Source organism: Streptomyces sp. CNS606 (assembly GCF_000426325.1).
Window position 1 is genome coordinate 171,934 of the sequence record NZ_AUFD01000009.1, and the last position, 17,220, is coordinate 189,153.

Sequence of the window (17,220 nt, forward strand, 5' to 3'; positions counted from 1 at the left end):
GAAGAGCCGTAGACCCCGCAGCGACGGATCGACGGATCGAGGAGCGAGTCCCATGCGCATCGTGAGCATCGCGTTCATGAGTCTGGACGGTGTCGTGCAGGCGCCCGGCGGTCCCGAGGAGGACACCGACGGCGGCTTCGCGCACGGTGGCTGGACGGGTCCGTTCTTCGACCCGGAGGTGGTGGGCGGAGCCTTCGACGACGCGCTGAACGCCGCCGACGCGGCGTTGTACGGCCGCCGCACCTGGCAGGCCATGGCCCGCGCCTGGCCGGAGCGCGCCGGCGACCCGTTCGCCGACCGGCTGAACGCGCTGCCGAAGTACGTCGTCTCCCGCACCCTGGTCGAGGACGACCTGACCTGGGACAACACCACCCTCATCCCCGGTGACGAGGCTCCCGCCCGCCTCCGCGCACTGCGCGGCGGGGACGACGGCAACCTGCTGGTCATGGGCAGCCCCACCCTCGTCCGCAGCCTGCTGGAGGAGGACCTGGTCGACGAACTCCGCCTGATCGTCATGCCGGTGCTGCTCGGCGGCGGCAAGTCGGTCTTCCCGGCCGGCGGCGCCCTCCGCACCCTCGAACTCGCCGCCAGCACGACCAGCCCCGCCGGTGTGCTGGTGTGCACCTACCGCCGCGCCGCCGCGGATGGCTGAGCCGGCCGCACCGGCGCCGGCGACGCCGGGCCCCACCCACCCCGAGCACTGGGACGCCCACTACGCCGCCGGCCGCGGCTTCGCGCCGCTCGGCGACACCGAGCGGCGCCTTCTCGCGGACTTCTGCCCGGCGCGGGCGGGCGCCCTCGCGCTGGAGGTGGGATGCGGCCTGGGGGAGCTCGCGCAGCACCTGGCCGCCACCGGGTACCGGGTGGATGCCGTCGACTGCTCCGGCGAAGCCGTGGACCGTGCCGCCGCGGCAGCCGGTGCGGGCACCGCGACGCCGGTACGGTTCCTGCGCTTCGACATCGAGAACGACGACCTCGGAGCGCTGCCGAACCCGGCCTACGACCTGGTCGTCTTCCGGCTGAGTTACGCCTTCGTCCGCGACCGCGCCCGCCTCCTGCGCACACTGGGGCGACGGCTCCGGGACGGCGGCGCGCTGGCCGTCATCACCCCGGTCGCCGCGCGGACACCGGCGCACAAGCGGCACATCGCGCTCGACGAGAGCGAGATCGCCGCGCTGACCGGCGGGTGGGCGCAGGCGCTGCGCCGGGACGCGGACGGCCTGGCGATGCTCGTCCTGCGCGGCCCGGTGCGCGGGACTCGAACCACGGCGACGTCGACGTCCTGAGGGAGACGGGCGCGGGGACGCGCGGTGCGCGGTGACCGTCGTGGGCTGCTGCTGCCGGGTCGCCGACAGCGCCGCAGCGGCCCATGGCGCCGGGTCAGATGAGGGGCCTGCCGTTGCGGCGGGCCTCGGCCCACTCGCGGTAGAACGCCCGGCTGATCACGAACAGCACGCCGGCCACGATGACCGGCCATATCAGGATGTACACGGTCAGGGCGAGAGTGGTCACGGTGCCTCCGGGGTGCTCACTTGATCTTCACGGTCGACTCGGACTCGGCGTCGTCGATGCCAGGCTGTGGCGGAACGCCTGCCTCGACGTCGTGGGCGGCCGGTGCCCGGGCCGCGGCTTCGCCGTCGTCGAAGTCGCCGGTGCGCTGGGCGATGACGGCGAAGTCGAAGCCTTCCCGCTGCCGCGTGGACATGGCCCAGCAGATGACGGTGCTCACGGAGTAGGCGACGAGGGAGCCGCACAAGGTCGCGTACTCGTGCAGGGAGCCGAGGGCGAACGGGGCGGAGACCGCTGTCGCCAGCGCGCCGACGACCTTCGCCACCTTCGCGCCCAGGAAGCCGAACACCATCAGGCCCAGGACGACGCCGATGCCGATGACCGACAGCACGTCCACGGTGATGCCGACGGCTCCGTGGGCGGCTTCCATGGGGATCCAGGCGAAGCGGACCGGCAGGAACACCGCGAGTGCCGCGAGTACCGAGGTGGTGAACGCCCTTCCGGTGACCTTGTCCCAGTAGAAGCTGGCCAGCACCGGGAAGACGAGGGCGCCCCACAGCGCGCCGACGAACACCAGCAGGTCGAGGATGCTCAGTTGCAGGCTGGCGAAGGCGACGGCCGCAGCGGTCGCCACGACCATAGTGAGGCGTCCGACGAGCAGCATCGTCCGCGGGTTCGCGTTCTCCTTGCCGGAGATGTTCTGGCCGTAGACGTCGGTCATCATGATCGAGGACAGTGCCGAGAGGTCGGAGTCGGCGGTGGAGGACAGCGCGCCGATGATCATGATGAAGAACGCGGCCAGCAGCAGGGGCGGCAGGTAGGTCGCGGCCATCCCCGGGATGATGTTGTTCAGATCGCCGCCGGCCGGCTCGAAGCCCAGGTACAGGGCGAGTACACCGAGCATGCCGACGCCGATCACCATGGCGCCGTAGCCGATGGTCGCGGTGACGAAGGTCGGCTTGATCAGGGTCTCCTTCACCGCGAAGAGCCGCTGCGCGATGGTCTGGTTGCCGATGGCGTACGCCAGCACCGCGGCGATGTAGGGGGCGCCCTGCTGCATGAACGCCTCGCTGGAGAAGAAGTTTCCTTGCTGCGGGGTCAGGTTTCCCGCGCCCGTCTCGAACACCGCCGGGAAGTCCGCCGCGACGAAGACGAACGGGACGATGACCGCCACCGCTCCGAGCATCGCGAGGACCTGCACGAAGTCGGTCAGCACCGAGGCGCGGAAGCCGGACCACAGGGTGTAGAGCAGGACGCCCGCAGCCACGGCGAAGACTCCCTGGACGAAGGTGAACGGCGACAGCAGGGAGATCAGCACGCCGCCGGCGATGAAGTTCGACATGAGGCTGATGAGGCTGCCGACGACGTTGGAACCGGCGAGCATCAGCTGGCTGGAGCGGCCGTGCCGCGCGTACATCACCTCTGCCAGCGTGTGGGCCTTCGGCGCGACTGCTCGGATGCGCTTCCCGAAGGGGTAGATGAAGAGGATCATCAAGGCGCCCCAGAGCCCGTAGTGGACGGGCCCCGATATGCCGTACTGGTAACCGGACGTGGCGGACGCGTACATCGAGGACGCCCAGATCCAGGTCGCCGTCATGCTGGCGGCGGAGATCCCGAAGCCGATGTTGTTGCCGGCGGTCATGTAACCGTCGGCGTTCTCTTCCCTCTTGCCGATGCGGGTCGAGATCAGGAAGGTCCCTCCGTAGAAGAGGACCAGCAGACCCACTACCACCACGGCGCTGAACCGGGCTGTCTCCAGTCCGTCCACAGGCGCCACCTCCTTGTGCTCGGTGGAGCCCGGTCGGCCGCGGCTCCGGCACCGGCCGGGGGCCTGTGGGCGCGTTCTGCGCGCTGCGAGCGGCGGGAAGGGGCTCCAGGCCCGGCAACGGCGGCGTCGGCACCGGAACCGGGGGCGTTCACAACAACGTGCGGACCCTTTGAACCCGCAAACCTTTGCACGTTAACAGCCTCTTTACGGCGCCACGTCTGTGGGCGGCTCCGGGGTCCGTGAGGTGCATTCCTGCCTGATTCGGGGCAGTAACAGGTGATGCTTGCACGTTCACTTCATCGACATGTCCGTTTTGTCGTGCCCATGGTGTCCGTTTGCGCCTGTTTCTTTACGCGTCGCAACTGCGACGTCAATGTGCTTTCGGTGTGGTAGGGATCACCGGCCACGACGCGTCCGGGCCCTCCGCCGGGTCCACCGAGGCGAGGGCGGAGGCCCGTCCGGACATCAGGCCCGACAGCCCGGCGCCGGGGCTCTCGCCACCGGCGCCGGGCTGTCGGGCCGGGCTGCCCCGGGGGAACTACGACACGATGTCCTTGCGGGAGAAGTTGCGGAAGGCCAGGGCGAAGAGCACCAGGGCGAAGGTCACGGACACCGCAGCGCCCTTGACCATCCCGCCCCACTCGACCTGCGGTTGCAGCGCATCGACCCAGGCGAACTGCCAGTGTGCGGGCAGTGCTTGACGCCAGCCGCCCAGCGCCTCCACCGCGTCCAGGACGTTGCCGATGATCGTCAGCCCCACGGCGCCGCCGACCGCGCCGAGCGGTGCGTCGGTCTTGGTCGACAGCCAGAACGCCAGCCCTGCGGTGACCAGTTGGGAGACGAAGACGAACGCCACGATCACGCCGATCCGCAACAGGGTGTCGCCTGCCGGCAGCGAGCCGCCGGCAGGCAGCTTCAGCGGCCCCCAGCCGTAGGCGAGGGTTCCCGAGACGAGACCCACCAGGGGCAGCAGGAGCATCGCGGCGGCGCTGAACCCGAGCGCCACCGCGAGCTTCGACCACAGCAGCCGCGTGCGGGGCACGGGCGCGGCGAGCAGGTAGCGCAGGGACGACCAGCTGGCCTCGGAGGCGACCGTGTCGCCGTGGAACAGCGCGACCGGGACGACCAGCAGGAAGCCGGCCGACACGAAGAGGCAGGTGGCGGCGAAGTTCGCACCCGAGGCGGTGGCGGTGTCCATCAGGTTGATGCGCCTGCCGGGGCCGTCGTCGGCGGGGCTGCCTCCGATCGCGAAGGCCGCGATGAGGATCAGCGGCAGCGCGCCCAGCACGGCTGCCATCGCCAGGGTGCGGCGGCGTTTGAGCTGCCGCAGCGCCTCCACCCGCAGCGGCAGCGTGCGCCCGGCGCGGTAGCCGGGCGCGGACGGCCCGGACGGCCCGGACGGCCCGGACGGCCCGGACGGCCCGGACGACAGTGCGTCGGGGGCGGACGCGGCGGGCGTCGGTGCGCCCGGTCCGGTGTTCACCGGCGCGCTCATGCGGATGCTCCGATCAGGGTGAGGAAGGCGTCTTCCAGGCGGTGGTGCGGGGCGACGCCGCTCACGGGCACGTCCAGACGCACCAGTTCGGCGACGAGCGTCGCGGCCGGGGCGCCGTCGAGCCGTACGAGCAGCCCTTCGTCGGCACGTACGGCGGAACGGATCCCGGGCAGCGCCGCGATCTTCTCGACGGTCGGCTCGGGGACCGCGTGCTCGGTGGTGACGAGCAGGGTGTCGCCCTCGCCGGTGATCTCGCCGACCGGGCCCGCCTGGACCAGCCGGCCGCGGTCCATGACCACCAGGTGGGTGCAGCACTGCTCGACCTCGGAGAGCAGGTGGCTGGAGACGATGACGGTCCGGCCGTCGGCCGCGTAACGGGTCATCACCTCCCGCATCTCGCGGATCTGCGGCGGGTCGAGGCCGTTGGTGGGCTCGTCCAGGATGAGCAGGTCCGGCATTCCGAGCATGGCCTGGGCGATGGCGAGCCGTTGCCGCATGCCCTGCGAGTACGTGCGGACGGCGCGGGCCAGCGCGTCGCCGAGCCCGGCGATCTCCAGGACCTCCTCGATCTGGGCGTCGGCGGCCGGTCGTCCGGTGGCCGCCCAGTACAGCTCCAGGTTCTCCCGGCCGGACAGGTGCGGCAGGAAGCCGGCTCCCTCGACGAACGCGCCGACCCGGGACAGCACGGGCGCACCGGGCCGGATGGCGTGGCCGAAGACCCGGATCTCTCCTTCGTCGGGGCGGATCAGGCCCATCAGCATCCGCAGGGTGGTCGTCTTGCCGGCGCCGTTCGGGCCGAGGAGACCGAGCACCTGGCCCGGCTCGACGCGGAAGGACAGCTCCCGCACGGCGTACCGGTCGGACGCTCCGGCGTAGCGCTTGGTCAGGCCGGTGATCTCCAGCGGCACCTCGGCCCGTTCGGCGTCCGGGGCGGGCGGCACGGACCGGCGGCGTGCGGTGAGCAGGAGGGCGGCGGCCAGCACGGCGCCTGCTGCGGGCAGCGCCCACACCCACCAGGCCAGCCCGGCGTCCTCGGTCCGCACGTCCGGCGCGGTGGGCACGGAGAGGGCTCCCGTCACGGACGCGGTGTAGCGCGCGGGCTCGTCCGGGGACGCGTACCCGAGGTCGGTGGCCGCGAGGACCAGCCGCAGCCGGTGCCCGGCGTCGACCTCGTGGTCGACGGCCGGAAGGGTCAGTTCGACCTTCCTGCCGTCCTGCGCGTCCTCGATCCGGACCGGGGCGACCAGCTGCGAGGGCAGGACCTGCTGTCTGCCGCCCGGCCCGACGTCGTAGAGCTTGGCGAACAGCACCGCTTCGCCGCTGTCGGAGGCCACTTCGACGTCGACGGTGGGCGTGCCGGTGATGCGCAGCGGGCGGTCCAGCGGCGCCGACTCGAACCGCGCGTGCTGGCCGGGGAAGTCGAGGGAGATCCCGACGCCGAAGGAGGAGAGCGCGCCGGCGCCGCCGCTCAGCCCGGGGACGGAGGAGATGGCCGGCGGTGCGCCGCCGGCAGGGTTGGCGAACCGCTGCTCCGGTCCGGAGAGCTCCACCTCGCGGGTGCCGGCGGTGAGGCCGGGGTAGGAGGTGCTGGTCGCGCCGCGCGAGGTCACCTGGCCGTCGGTGGAGTCGATGCCGCCGGTCCGGGTCACGCGGAACGCCGGGCCGGTGTCCGCGCTCTCGTCCTGCTTGAGGTGGCGGTCGAACCAGTCGCCGATGCGGGCTTCGACGCGGGCGGTTTCGCTGTCGCCGCCGTCGTGGCCCCCGGCGATCCAGTCGACGGCGACGGGGGCGCCGTTGCCGCGGATCGCCTCGGCGGTGGCGTCCGCGTGGGAGAGGGGGAAGAGCGAGTCGGACTGCCCCTGGACGAGGAGCGCGGGTTCGTCGATGCGGTCGGCGAACGCCGACGGGCTACGGCTCTCCAGCAGCGCACGGGCCTCCGGGTCGGGCTTTCCGGCCACGGCGACCCGCTGGTACATGGCGCAGAGTTCCTTCGTGAACGCGCCGCAGGCCGTGGGGTCGGCAGGCGCCGATGCGCCGCCGTCGGCGGGCGCGTCCGCAGGGGCCGCGGAGTCTCCTGCGGAGTCCGCCCCGGACCGTTCGCGGCCGTCGGCGGGGTCCTCGGCCGGCGGTTCGCCGTTCGTCGGGCCGCCCGGTGCCAGGCCGCCGGGGGCTGCCGCCGTACCGGTCGAGAAGAAGATCCCGGCCCAGAGCTTCTTGAAGACGCCGTCGGGGAAGAGCGCGTCGGCGAGGTTCCCGTAGGTGATCCGGGGCGCGAGGGCGTCCACCCGCTCGTCGAGGGCCGTCGCCAGCAGGGAGACGGCGCCCCCGTACGAGGAGCCGCTGATGCCGACGCGCGGGTCGCCGTCGCCGTCGCGCTGCACCTCGGGGCGCTCCGCCAGCCAGTCGATGAGCCGGGAGACGTCCGCGACCTCGCGTTCCGGGTCGTTCAGGCCGATCTTCCCGGTGGACTCACCGAAGCCGCGCGCGGACCAGGTGAGGACGGCGTACCCGTCCTGCGCCAGCTGCTCGGCCTGGGTGCGGACGTCCTGCTTGCTGCCGCCGAAACCGTGCGCGAGGAGCACCGCGGGCCGCGGTCGGTCGCCACCTGTCGTGAAGTACGAGGTGTCGATCTCCGCCCCCGGCATGTCGTGCACCCGTTCCTGGCGGTGCACGGTGGGTGCTGAGTCGTCGGCGGAAGCGACCCAGCTGCCGGTCCCGGCGAGTACGGCGACGGTGGCCGCGCCCGCGAGCCACCGGCGGCCCTTTCGCCGGAAATGTCGGATCTGCATGAAGTGAACCTCAACGTATGTGGAATCTCGGCTTCTGGTGGTCAACGGCCGCCGCCGCCCCGGCGTTCCACCTGGCCCGGCCGGCCCTCGGCCGGTGGCCGAGCTCTCACCCCGCGTCGGCTCGGGTACGCAACCGGCTCTCCTGCCCCGGTCCGCGGCGCCCGGCCGCGGGCGGACAGCCGTCCGCGTGCCGGCCGCCCGGTGCCGCCTCCCAGCGGCGACGGCCGGTCATCGACGAGCCGGGCGTGGTTCCGAGATGATCGGCCGTTTGAAGGTTTCGCCCCGTGGCCGCGCTGAATTCGCGTCCAAGTCTCCACCGAAGGTTCAACGATACCGTTGAAGGCATGAATGCCGACATCAAACCCACCACCCATGCCGTCGAGGCCGGCGCTCTCCTGGAACTGCTCCCGGCCCGGCCCCGGATGCTCGCCCTGGGCGAGCCCACACACGACGAGGACGCGCTGCTGGAGGTGCGCAACGCCCTCTTCCGGCAGCTCGTCGAACAGGAGGGCTACCGGACGATCGCGATCGAGAGCGACTGCCTGGCGGGCCTCGTCGTGGACGGCTACGTCACCTCGGGCGCCGGGACCCTCGACGACGTCATGGAGCGCGGGTTCAGCCACGGATGGGGCGCCTCCGCCGCCAACCGCGCGCTCGTGCGCTGGATGCGGGAACACAACGACGACCGGCCCGCGTCCGAACACGTCCGGTTCGCCGGGTTCGACGGCCCGCTGGAGATCACCCACGCCGCGAGCCCCCGCCACGCCCTCTCCGCCCTGCACGACTACCTCGCGGTCTGCGTGGACACGGACCTGATGCCCTGTACGGCGTCGGCGCTCGACGACCTGCTCGGCGCCGACGCCCCGTGGACCGAGCCCGCCGCCATGAGGGACCCGGCCGAGTCGGTGGGGCAGTCGGCCGAGGCCGGTCGGTTGCGGCTGCTCGCCGACGACATGGTGGCCCTGCTCGACGCGCACCGGCCGCACGCGGTCGCGGCGACGTCCCGCGAGGCCTTCGACCGCGCGCGACTGTACGGGCGCACCGCGACGGGCCTGCTGCGCTACCACCACGCGATGGCCGACCCCTCACCGGCCCGCATGACCCGGCTGTGCGCGCTGCGCGACCTGATGATGGCCGACAACCTCCTCGCCCTCGCCGAACGCGGCCCGGTGCTCGCCCACGCCCAGAACTCCCACTTCCAGCGGGAGAAGAGCTCGATGCAGATGTGGCAGGGGCGGGTGGAGTGGTGGAGCGCCGGCGCGCTGGTGGGCGACCTGCTCGGTGAGGAGTACGCCTTCGTCGCCACCGCCCTCGGCACCCTCCGCCACCACGGTGTGGACATCCCGCCGCCGGACAGCGTCGAAGGACTCCTGCACGCGCTGCCGGAAGAACGCTGCCTCGTCGACGCGCCCCGGCTGGCCACCGCCCTCGGCGACACCCGTCCCGCGCGTCGCACGTCTCCGTGGTTCGGTTACGCCCCGCTCGACCCGGCCCACCTGACGACCGTCGACGCTCTCCTCTTCCTCAAGGACGTCCCGCGGAGCGCGCCTGCGGCCGCGGCCCGCGCCTCGTCAGGGCGGGCGTAGCCGGCGCTGACGCCTCACCTTCGGCGGTCACCCGCGGCGTCGGTGGCGGTGGATGGTGCGGGGGCGTGGGGTCGGACGGGGTGTGGAGGGCCGGCTCTGGCGGGCGGCGGTGAATTCGGCGTAGCCGGAGCCGGCCGGGGGTGGTGGGGGAGTGGGTGTGCCGGTGGTGCGGCAGGCGGGGCAGCGTGTCTCGTCGGTGCCGGGTGGCGGGGTGAAGAGGCGGGGCTGGTCGTGGCGTGTGGCGCATTCGCGCATGCGGGAGACGCGTGGTTCCGGTGCGGGGGCGGCGGGTGTCGCGGGCGGGGCCGGTGGGACGTCGGGGAGGGCGTGCTGGAGCCGCCAGTGCAGGGCGCCGAGTGGGTTGCGGGCGCCTTGCAGGCCGTCGGTGAGGGCGTGGCGGATGTGCAGGGGGGAGAGGCCGCTGTCGAGCCATGTCGCGGCGAGTGGTGCCCAGCGTTGTGCGGTGCGGGTGGGCAGGGCGAGTTGGGGGTCGACGCGGCCGAGGGAGAGCAGCAGGGTCCGTGCGGCGGCGTGTTGCGCGGCGGGGTCGGGGTCGGGCGCGGCCACCGGTTCGCCTGCGGGTTCGGGGGCGGGGTTGGTGGGTGGGGTGGTGTTCTCCCGGGTGTTCTTCTTGTGGAGGCGGCCGACGGACGGACGGGTTGGCTGTCCGGGGGCCGGTGGAGCGGCACTCGGCGGCTGCGCGTCCGTGCGGGACGTCGTCTTCCTGCCGCCGGGCGGGGGTTGGTGGCCGTCGCGGGCGGCGAGCGCCTCCGTCGCGTTGAGCGGGGTGTTGGCGACGAGCTGGACGGTGAGGAAGCGTCCTCCGTCGGCGCGAAGGGTCCACTGGTGGAGGTAGCCCTCGTCCAGGAGCTGGCGTTTGGCCTTCTGGAAGGCGCACTTCTTGATCCCGGCGCGGCGGGCGGTGTCGCTGAGGCACTGGGCCTCGCTCGCGGGGAGGGAGAGCTGCCAGGTGAGGAGGGTCTTCGCGTCCGGTGACAGGCGCGGGTGGCGGAGGATGGTGTTCGGGATCTGCGCGTACGCACGCGCCGGAGGGATAACATGCCGAAGCATCTCGGGGACTCCTGTTAAGTCCTCTGGGGTGTAGGCCCCCGGGCCGGTGCTTCCAACACCTCCGGGGGCTGCCTCATGTTCGGGATGAGGCAACCCGTTCAGTCGGCACAGTACACCGCGCGGTGACAGTGTGGCCATCAGTCATTGCGCAGTGTGATGATCTGCCAGCAGCGTTATGACACACTGCGCTGCCTGCCGCCACAGGAATCGCGGGACCTGCTGGAGCGACTGCGAGGAGAACTGTGAGCACCGATGCACTCACCTGGTTCAAGTCCAGCCGCAGCGGCACGCAGGGCGACGACTGCATCGAGGTGACCGTGGCCGCCGACGCCGTTCACGTGCGGGACTCCAAGGACCTCACCCGCCGGCCCTTCAGCGTCGGGCGCGAGAGGTGGGCGCGCTTCCTCGCCCACGCGACCACGCGTTGACCGTCGCATGAGCGACTACCCGCCCGAGCCGTGGCAGTTGGCCGGGGACATGGACGCCGCCGCGATGGCGGCTGCCGCACGGGGCACGGCCCCTCATCGTGGGCGGCAAGGTCACCCTGGTCACGTTCTGGGTGGACTACCGGCCCCCCGGCGTGCCGGCCTACCGCGAACTGCTGGCGGCCCTCGCGGTGACCTACCGCGGGCGGATCGCCGGGACGGCCGTCGCCGCGTGGGTGGACGACGAACGCTCCCTGCGCGGGGGCCGGGAGTTGTGGGGCATCCCGAAGGAGCCGGGTGCGTTCGCCTTCAGCCGTGACGCCTCCGGTCTCCGGGCGCGGCTGACGACCGCGGACGGCGGGACCGTGCACGGCGACCACCGGACGGGCGTGCCGTTGCCCGGACGCCTCCCGGTGCGCGCCCACCTGGTGCAGGACGTGGGCGGGGAGACGGCACGCGTGCCGCTGCGCGTGACCGGCCGTCCGTACGTGGGGCGGCGTGCTCGGTTCACCGTGGACGGGGGAAGCCCGCTGGGGTTCCTCCACGGGCGCAGGCCCGCGGCGACCGTGGCGCTGCGGGGCTTCCGGTTCGTCTGCGGGCGCGGGGCGCCGGCGTCCGGGTAAGGTCCCGGCGCCGCGCGTGTCCGTATGGCAAAACGCGTTATGCACCTTACGCGGGTCCGTGCCAGGCTGCGTCTCGTGCTGGGGATAACGGATCTCCCCACCTACCTGGTGGGGCTCGCGCTGATCATTCTGCTGCCGGGGCCGAACTCGCTCTACGTCGTCTCGGTCGCGGCGCGGCGCGGCGTGCGCGCCGGGTACCGGGCGGCGGGCGGAGTGGTGTGCGGCGACGCGGTGCTGATGGCGCTGTCCGCGGGCGGAGTGGCCTCGTTGCTGCAGGCCAGCCCACTGGCCTTCGCGGTGGTGAAGTTCGCGGGTGCCGGGTACCTGACCTGGCTCGCCGTCGGCCTGCTGCGGGGGGCCTGGCGGCTCTGGCGCCGCCGGAGCGAGGGGCGCGCCCCCGACGCTCCGGCCGAGGCCGCGGTCGGCGACACCGGGGAGCGGCCGTACCGGCGGGCGCTGGTGGCCAGCCTGCTCAACCCGAAGGCGATCCTGTTCTTCGTCTCGTTCTTCGTGCAGTTCGTGGACCCGGCCTACCCGCACCCCGCGCTGTCGTTCGTCGCGCTGGGGCTGTGGGCGCAGCTGTTCAGCATCGCCTACCTGTCCGTGCTGATCTTCTCCGGTACGCGGCTGGCAGCCGCCTTCCGCCGGCGCCGCCGCCTCCAGGCCGGGGCCTCGGCCGCCGCCGGAACGGCGTTCCTGGGCTTCGCCGCGAAGCTCTCCCTGGCGAGCTGAACCCGTCGAGACGACGCACACGCCGCCTCTACGATGGGCCGATGCCGTCGATCAAGCACATCCAGATCACCTTCGACTGCGCGGAACCGGAGCGCGTCGCTCGCTTCTGGCGCGAGGCGCTGGGGTACGAAGTGCCGCCGCCACCGGAGGGTTTCGCCACCTGGAGTGATGCCGACCGGGCGCAGCCGCCCGGGCACCGGGGGCCGGCGTACGCGTGGATCGATCCCGTGGGCACCGAGCCGCGGATGTTCTTCCAGCGCGTTCCCGAAGGCAAGACCGTCAAGAACCGCCTGCATCTCGACGTGCGGACCGGCACCGGGCTCGTGGGCGAGGAGCGCGTGGCCGCGCTGGAGGCCGAATGCGCACGGCTCGTCGCGCTCGGCGCCGTACGCGTGCGCCTGCTGCCCGCCGACGAGGACGACGAGTCCTGCCTCGTGATGCAGGACGTCGAGGGCAACGAGTTCTGCCTCGACTGACCGTCCACGTCAGGAGATTCCCGCAGGGAAGGGGCCCCGGCGGACGCCTGACGTCCACCGGGGCCCCTTCGTCGACGCGGGCTATCGCGCGCCGGCGTGGTCGTCCATCATCCGGAAGATCCTGATCTCCCGGAGGAGGCCGGGAAACTCGCGCACGAGCAGGGCGAGCGCCAGCCCGCCGAGCAGTGCGCCCTGTGCGATGAGCACGTTTCTGGCCATGGCCATGGTGACGCTCCTTCCTGGTAACGGTTCGGCGGGGCTCAGCCCGGGGGGAGGTTGGGCATGGTGTCGGACACCGGGTCGTGCTTCCTCCACTGCACCCCGGTGGAGCGCCGGGAGTCGGCGGTGCCGTCCGGGTGGTGGCCCGGCTGGCCCTCGTAGGGGCCTTCGTTTCCCTCGTGGATGCCGGGCACGTGGGAGGTGGCGTCCGGCTTGGTGTCGGGCCTTCCGACGCGTATGCGACCCATGACGGTCTCCTTTCGCTGCGTCCGTCAGTCGTCCTCGGTGAGTTCCGTGAAGAAGCGCTCGACCTCGGGCCAGACCCGGCCGCCGCCGGACAGGCCCCGCCACTCCTGCCGCACCAGGGCGACCAGGCGGAAGCAGTCGTCGAGCGGGACGATCCAGTGGTGCTGCTGCCCGCGCACGGTGTTGACCAGCAGCGCCTGCACGCCGGGCTCCAGCGCGGCGAGTTCCGGGTGGTCCTCGCCCAGACGCCGCCAGGCCGCGGCGTCGACCTCCGCCTGCGCCGGACCTGCCGGGCCGGGGAAGTGCGCCTCCACGCCGCCGTCGGCGTCCGGCACGAAGAACGCCAGCCCGACGGGCACGCCCAGGGATTCCGTGGACAGGGGAGCCAGTCGTACGCGGCGCCGCGGCACCAGCCGGAAGTGCCCGTTGCTCGCCGCCTGCTGCTCGAAGAGCAGGGTGCAGGGCACGCAGACGCACAGCATCTCCCCGCGCGCGGTGTCCAGCATGTGCCGGTGGGTGGCGGCGACCGGGGCGCGGCACATGTCGCAGTGCTCGGCGGCGCGCGCCGCGCGCCGTGCCCCGGCGCCGCGCACGACCCGCGCGAGCGCGCCCGTGCTCATGTCCGCTCCCCGGCGGGCACCGACGGCGGGCGGGCGACGGTCAGCGTGTCGAGGGGCACGAACGCCTGGTCGGAGCCGCCCTCGGCCGGTGCCCGCCGCACCTCCGTCAGCTCGGGCGCCACGCCCAGCACGGCCTCGCGCACCGCCTCCTCCAGCGTCCCCGCCGACGTCCCGCACCCCTTCGCCTGCAGCCGTACGGTCGCCACGGTGCCGTCGACGCCGACGAGTTCGACGTCCCCGCCGTGCTCCTGCACGCCGGGCCGTAGGCGTTCCACGGCGGCGGCCACCCGCGCCTCCACGGGCTCCGGGTGGAGTTCGTGCAGCACCATCAGGTGCGCGAGCAGTTCGTCCGCGCCCATCCGCGCGCGCAGTTCCTCGCCGGCCAGGTCCAGGACGCGGGCCAGCGCCTCGCCGTAGATCTCGGCGAGCGTCTGCACGGCCTCGACGGCCGCCTCGGTCGTGGGGCCGGCGACGCCCTCGACGCGTCCGAGGAGGTCGTCGGCACGCGCCAGGCGCGCGCCGACGGCCGTGTCGTCGAGCCGGCCGGACGGCGCGGCGGCGGGCGGCGCGCCCGTCGTACCGGCCGGGGGCGCGGTCCCGGAAGCGGCGCCGCCGCCGCAGCAGGCGTCACCCATGGCCGGCCGTCCCGAAGTTCGGGGAGTGCACCTTCTTGAGTTCGTTGCCCTTGCCGAGGTACATGTGCACCCCGCACGGCAGGCACGGGTCGAAGCTGCGCACGGTGCGCATGATGTCGACGCCCTTGAAGTTCTCCGGACCGTTCTCCTCGAAGATGGGCTGGCCCTGCACCGCGTCCTCGTACGGGCCGGGGGTGCCGTAGCTGTCGCGGGGGCTGCCGTTCCACGGCGTCGGCGGATACGGGTGGTAGTTCGCGATCTTCTTGTCCTTGATGACCAGGTGGTGGGACAGGACGCCGCGCACCGCCTCGTGGAAGCCGCAGCCGATCGCCTCGTCCGGCACCTCGAAGTCGGTGAAGACGCGGGTCTCGCCCGCACGCACCAGCTGCAGGGCCTCCTCGACGAACTGCATCGCCATCGCCGCCGCGTACGCGACGAAGTAGGACCGGGCCCGGCCGCGCTCCAGGGTGTTGCTCCACTGCGGGACCTTCCACTCCAGCGTCATCTCCGGCAGCGCGGCGCTCTTCGGCAGCGAGATCTGCACGCTCCGCCCGGTGGACTTCACGTAGCGGGCGTCCACCAGACCGGCCAGCGCGGTGGACCAGAGGCGGGCGATGGGGCCGCCGCCGGTGTCCAGCGCGAGGTGGTCGCCGGACTGCTGGTCGTACCAGCGCGGGCTCATCACCCAGCTGTAGTTCCCGCCGAAGTCCCGCTTCTGCGGCATCGGGACGGTCGTCTGGTTCCACGGGTGGCGCATGTCGACCGGGTTGCCCAGCGGGTCGTGGGTGACGAACGGCTGCTCGTTCGTCCAGTCCTCGTAGAAGGAGCTGCCCAGCAGGATGCGCATGCCGAGGTTGATGTCGACGAGGTTGTTGGTGCGCAGCTCGCCGTCGACGACGATGCCCGGGGTGACGTACATCGCCTTGCCCCACTCGTTCATCGACGCGTAGCGGTAGTCGCACACCCGGTGGTCCTGCCAGGCGCCCCAGCAGCCGAGCAGGATGCGGCGGCGGCCGACCTCCTCGTAGCCGGGCAGCGCCTCGTAGAAGAAGTCGAAGACGTCGTCGCACAGCGCCACGGACTTCTTCACGAAGTCCAGGACGCCGACCAGCCGGGTCAGGTAGTCGGTGAAGACGGTGGGCTCCGGCATCGTGCCGACGCCGCCCGGGTAGAGCGTCGACGGGTGCACGTGCCGCCCCTCCATGAGGCAGAACATCTCGCGCGTGACGCGGCTGACCTTCAGCGCCTCCTTGTAGACCGACCCCTCGAACGGGTTGAACGCCCGCATGATGTCGGCGATCGTCCGCATGCCGTGGATCTCTGCCTTGGGGGCGGGGGTGCGCTCGGCCTGGTCCAGGACCCCGGGGTTGGTCTGCTTGACCATCGCCTCGCAGTAGTCGGCGAAGAGCAGGTTGTCCTGGTAGATGGTGTGGTCGAAGATGTACTCGGCCGCCTCGCCGAGGTTGGTGATCAGCTCAGCCATCGGCGGCGGCTTGATGCCGTATGCCATCTGCTGCGCGTAGTTGGAGCAGGTGGTGTGGTTGTCGCCGCAGATGCCGCAGATGCGGCTGGTGATGAAGCCGGCGTCGCGGGGGTCCTTGCCCTTCATGAACACCGAGTAGCCGCGGAACAGCGACGAGGTGCTGTGGCACTCGGCGACCTCGCGGTTGGCGAAGTCGATCTTGGTGTAGATGCCGAGGTTCCCGACGATCCGGGTGATCGGGTCCCACGCCATGTCCACCATCTGCGAGGGCTGGCGCTCTCCGGTCCCGGCCCGGGATTCGGTTGCCGTCATGTCAGTTCCCATCTCGTTCGTCTGCTTCGCTGCGCGGAGGTGTGCGGAGGTGTGGGGAGGGGTCGGGCCGGCCGGTTCAGGCGCGCCAGTGCGGGTCGTAGCCGGTGGTCACCGCGTCCTCGTTGTGCCGCCACTTCGGTTCCTGGTTGACCACGGCGTTGGTGATGCCGCGCATCCGCCGGATGAAGGCGCCGTACGGCCGGATGAGGACCGACGACAGGCCGCCGCCCGGAGGGGTGTCCATGAACGGCATGAACGCGTCCGGGAAGCCCGGCATGGTGCAGCCGATGCAGATGCCGCCGACGTTGGGGCAGCCGCCGATGCCGTTCATCCAGCCGCGCTTGGGCACGTTGCAGTTGACGACGGGGCCCCAGCAGCCGACCTTCACCTGACACTTGGGCGAGTTGTAGTCCTTCGCGAAGTCGGCCTGCTCGTAGTAGGCGGCGCGGTCGCAGCCCTCGTGCACCGTCCTGCCGAACAGCCACTGCGGGCGCAGCATCTCGTCCAGCGGGGGCGGCGGCGCCGCGCCGGTCGCGTGGTAGAGGACCCAGGTCAGGGTCTCCATGAAGTTCTCCGGCTGGATCGGGCAGCCCGGCACGTTGACGATGGGCAGCCCGCCCGCGGAGCGGTAGTCCCAGCCCAGGTAGTCGGCGAGGCCCATGGCGCCGGTGGGGTTGCCCGCCATGGCGTGGATGCCGCCGTACGTGGCGCAGGTGCCCGCCGCCACCACCGCCCAGGCGTGCGGACCCAGGTGGTCCAGCCACCAGTTGAGGGGGAGCGGCTCGCCGGTCGTCTCGTCGTTGCCGAACGAGGTCCAGTAGCCGTCGCCCTCGATGATGTTCTGGTTCGGGATCGACCCCTCGATGACCAGGATGAACGGGTTGGCGGCCTCGCCGCGGGCCGCGGCCCGGAAGGGGGCGAGGTACTCCTCGCCGCCCATCGTCGGCGACAGCACCTTGTTGTGCAGGTTCACCTTGGGCAGCCCGGGGATGAGCCCCAGCACGACGTCCTCGATGGACGGCTGGCCGGACGCGGTCATCGACACGGTGTCGCCGTCGCAGCTCAGGCCCTCGGAGATCCACAGGATGTCGACCTCGTCGAAACCCTTGCGCTCGGCCCCGCGGGACGCCTGCCCGTCGGTCTGGGTGGTGCCGCTGTCTATGGTCATGTCGTCGGCCTCCTTGGCAGCCGTGCGCGGGGTCGGTCGGTGGCGGTCACCGGGCCCGCCGGG

General features: G+C 72.2%; 18 protein-coding genes. 7 read left to right on the forward strand and 11 right to left on the reverse strand.

Annotation, left to right across the window (positions count from 1 at the left end; all coding sequences use genetic code 11):
* The first annotated feature begins 52 nt into the window (after positions 1–52).
* On the forward strand, positions 53–652 hold the full coding sequence (locus tag K304_RS0107265; RefSeq protein ID WP_027763204.1) for a dihydrofolate reductase family protein: 600 nt from the start codon (positions 53–55) through the stop codon (positions 650–652).
* Entirely contained in the window at positions 645–1,286 is a 642-nt protein-coding gene (locus tag K304_RS27810; RefSeq protein WP_051308047.1) for a class I SAM-dependent methyltransferase, read from the forward strand. Before K304_RS0107265 ends, K304_RS27810 begins: the two co-directional genes overlap by 8 nt.
* A gap of 94 nt (positions 1,287–1,380) precedes the next feature.
* On the opposite strand, the gene K304_RS33935 is transcribed toward K304_RS27810, so the two are convergent.
* The 4 genes from K304_RS33935 to K304_RS0107290 form a co-directional block, all read right to left on the reverse strand.
* The gene (locus K304_RS33935; protein ID WP_027763205.1) at positions 1,381–1,512 is read right to left on the reverse strand and encodes a putative transporter small subunit; all 132 of its coding nucleotides are present in this window, start codon (positions 1,510–1,512) and stop codon (positions 1,381–1,383) included.
* Positions 1,513–1,528: 16 nt separating this feature from the next.
* Entirely contained in the window at positions 1,529–3,277 is a 1,749-nt protein-coding gene (locus K304_RS27815) for a sodium:solute symporter family protein (RefSeq protein ID WP_051308049.1), read from the reverse strand.
* 538 nt (positions 3,278–3,815) lie between these two features.
* A complete protein-coding gene (locus K304_RS0107285; protein ID WP_078528744.1) occupies positions 3,816–4,772 on the reverse strand; it encodes an ABC transporter permease in 957 nt (318 codons plus the stop codon).
* Positions 4,769–7,561: an alpha/beta fold hydrolase gene (locus tag K304_RS0107290; protein ID WP_027763207.1), complete on the reverse strand. Its 2,793-nt coding sequence runs from the start codon at positions 7,559–7,561 to the stop codon at positions 4,769–4,771. Before K304_RS0107290 ends, K304_RS0107285 begins: the two co-directional genes overlap by 4 nt.
* A 344-nt stretch (positions 7,562–7,905) precedes the next feature.
* Between K304_RS0107290 and K304_RS27820 the strand changes: the two genes are divergently transcribed.
* Entirely contained in the window at positions 7,906–9,147 is a 1,242-nt protein-coding gene (locus K304_RS27820) for an erythromycin esterase family protein (RefSeq protein WP_037789449.1), read from the forward strand.
* A gap of 27 nt (positions 9,148–9,174) precedes the next feature.
* Here K304_RS27820 and K304_RS31630 read toward each other — a convergent pair whose 3' ends face one another.
* On the reverse strand, positions 9,175–10,218 hold the full coding sequence (locus K304_RS31630; protein WP_051308051.1) for a hypothetical protein: 1,044 nt from the start codon (positions 10,216–10,218) through the stop codon (positions 9,175–9,177).
* A gap of 242 nt (positions 10,219–10,460) precedes the next feature.
* On the opposite strand from K304_RS31630, the gene K304_RS0107305 reads away from it, so the two are divergent.
* From K304_RS0107305 to K304_RS0107320, 4 genes are all read left to right on the forward strand, one after another.
* Entirely contained in the window at positions 10,461–10,646 is a 186-nt protein-coding gene (locus K304_RS0107305; protein ID WP_027763208.1) for a DUF397 domain-containing protein, read from the forward strand.
* A 98-nt stretch (positions 10,647–10,744) separates the two neighbouring features.
* Positions 10,745–11,266, forward strand: a complete 522-nt coding sequence (locus K304_RS27830; protein WP_051308053.1) for an acetoacetate decarboxylase family protein — start codon at positions 10,745–10,747, stop codon at positions 11,264–11,266.
* Between the two features lie 75 nt (positions 11,267–11,341).
* The gene (gene leuE, locus K304_RS0107315; protein WP_027763209.1) at positions 11,342–11,998 is read left to right on the forward strand and encodes a leucine efflux protein LeuE; all 657 of its coding nucleotides are present in this window, start codon (positions 11,342–11,344) and stop codon (positions 11,996–11,998) included.
* 41 nt (positions 11,999–12,039) lie between these two features.
* Positions 12,040–12,474 (forward strand): VOC family protein, encoded by a 435-nt coding sequence (locus K304_RS0107320; protein ID WP_027763210.1) that lies wholly within the window; start codon positions 12,040–12,042, stop codon positions 12,472–12,474.
* 81 nt (positions 12,475–12,555) lie between these two features.
* Here K304_RS0107320 and K304_RS33280 read toward each other — a convergent pair whose 3' ends face one another.
* The 6 genes from K304_RS33280 to K304_RS0107350 all read right to left on the reverse strand — a co-directional run bounded on the left by K304_RS33280 (position 12,556) and on the right by K304_RS0107350 (position 17,157).
* On the reverse strand, positions 12,556–12,699 hold the full coding sequence (locus K304_RS33280; RefSeq protein ID WP_158687313.1) for a hypothetical protein: 144 nt from the start codon (positions 12,697–12,699) through the stop codon (positions 12,556–12,558).
* Positions 12,700–12,734: 35 nt separating this feature from the next.
* Positions 12,735–12,941 carry a hypothetical protein gene (locus K304_RS0107330; protein ID WP_027763211.1) on the reverse strand — a complete coding sequence of 69 codons (207 nt, stop codon included), beginning with the start codon at positions 12,939–12,941 and terminating at the stop codon, positions 12,735–12,737.
* Positions 12,942–12,965: 24 nt separating this feature from the next.
* Positions 12,966–13,559: a DUF5947 family protein gene (locus K304_RS0107335; protein ID WP_027763212.1), complete on the reverse strand. Its 594-nt coding sequence runs from the start codon at positions 13,557–13,559 to the stop codon at positions 12,966–12,968.
* On the reverse strand, positions 13,556–14,194 hold the full coding sequence (locus tag K304_RS27835) for a NifU family protein (protein ID WP_078528750.1): 639 nt from the start codon (positions 14,192–14,194) through the stop codon (positions 13,556–13,558). The genes K304_RS0107335 and K304_RS27835 overlap by 4 nt, the downstream gene beginning before the upstream one ends.
* Positions 14,187–15,989, reverse strand: a complete 1,803-nt coding sequence (locus K304_RS0107345; RefSeq protein WP_027763213.1) for a nickel-dependent hydrogenase large subunit — start codon at positions 15,987–15,989, stop codon at positions 14,187–14,189. Before K304_RS0107345 ends, K304_RS27835 begins: the two co-directional genes overlap by 8 nt.
* Before the next feature lie 76 nt (positions 15,990–16,065).
* Complete coding sequence (locus tag K304_RS0107350; protein WP_027763214.1) at positions 16,066–17,157, reverse strand: NADH-quinone oxidoreductase subunit B family protein; 1,092 nt, start codon at positions 17,155–17,157, stop codon at positions 16,066–16,068.
* Positions 17,158–17,220: the final 63 nt, after the last annotated feature.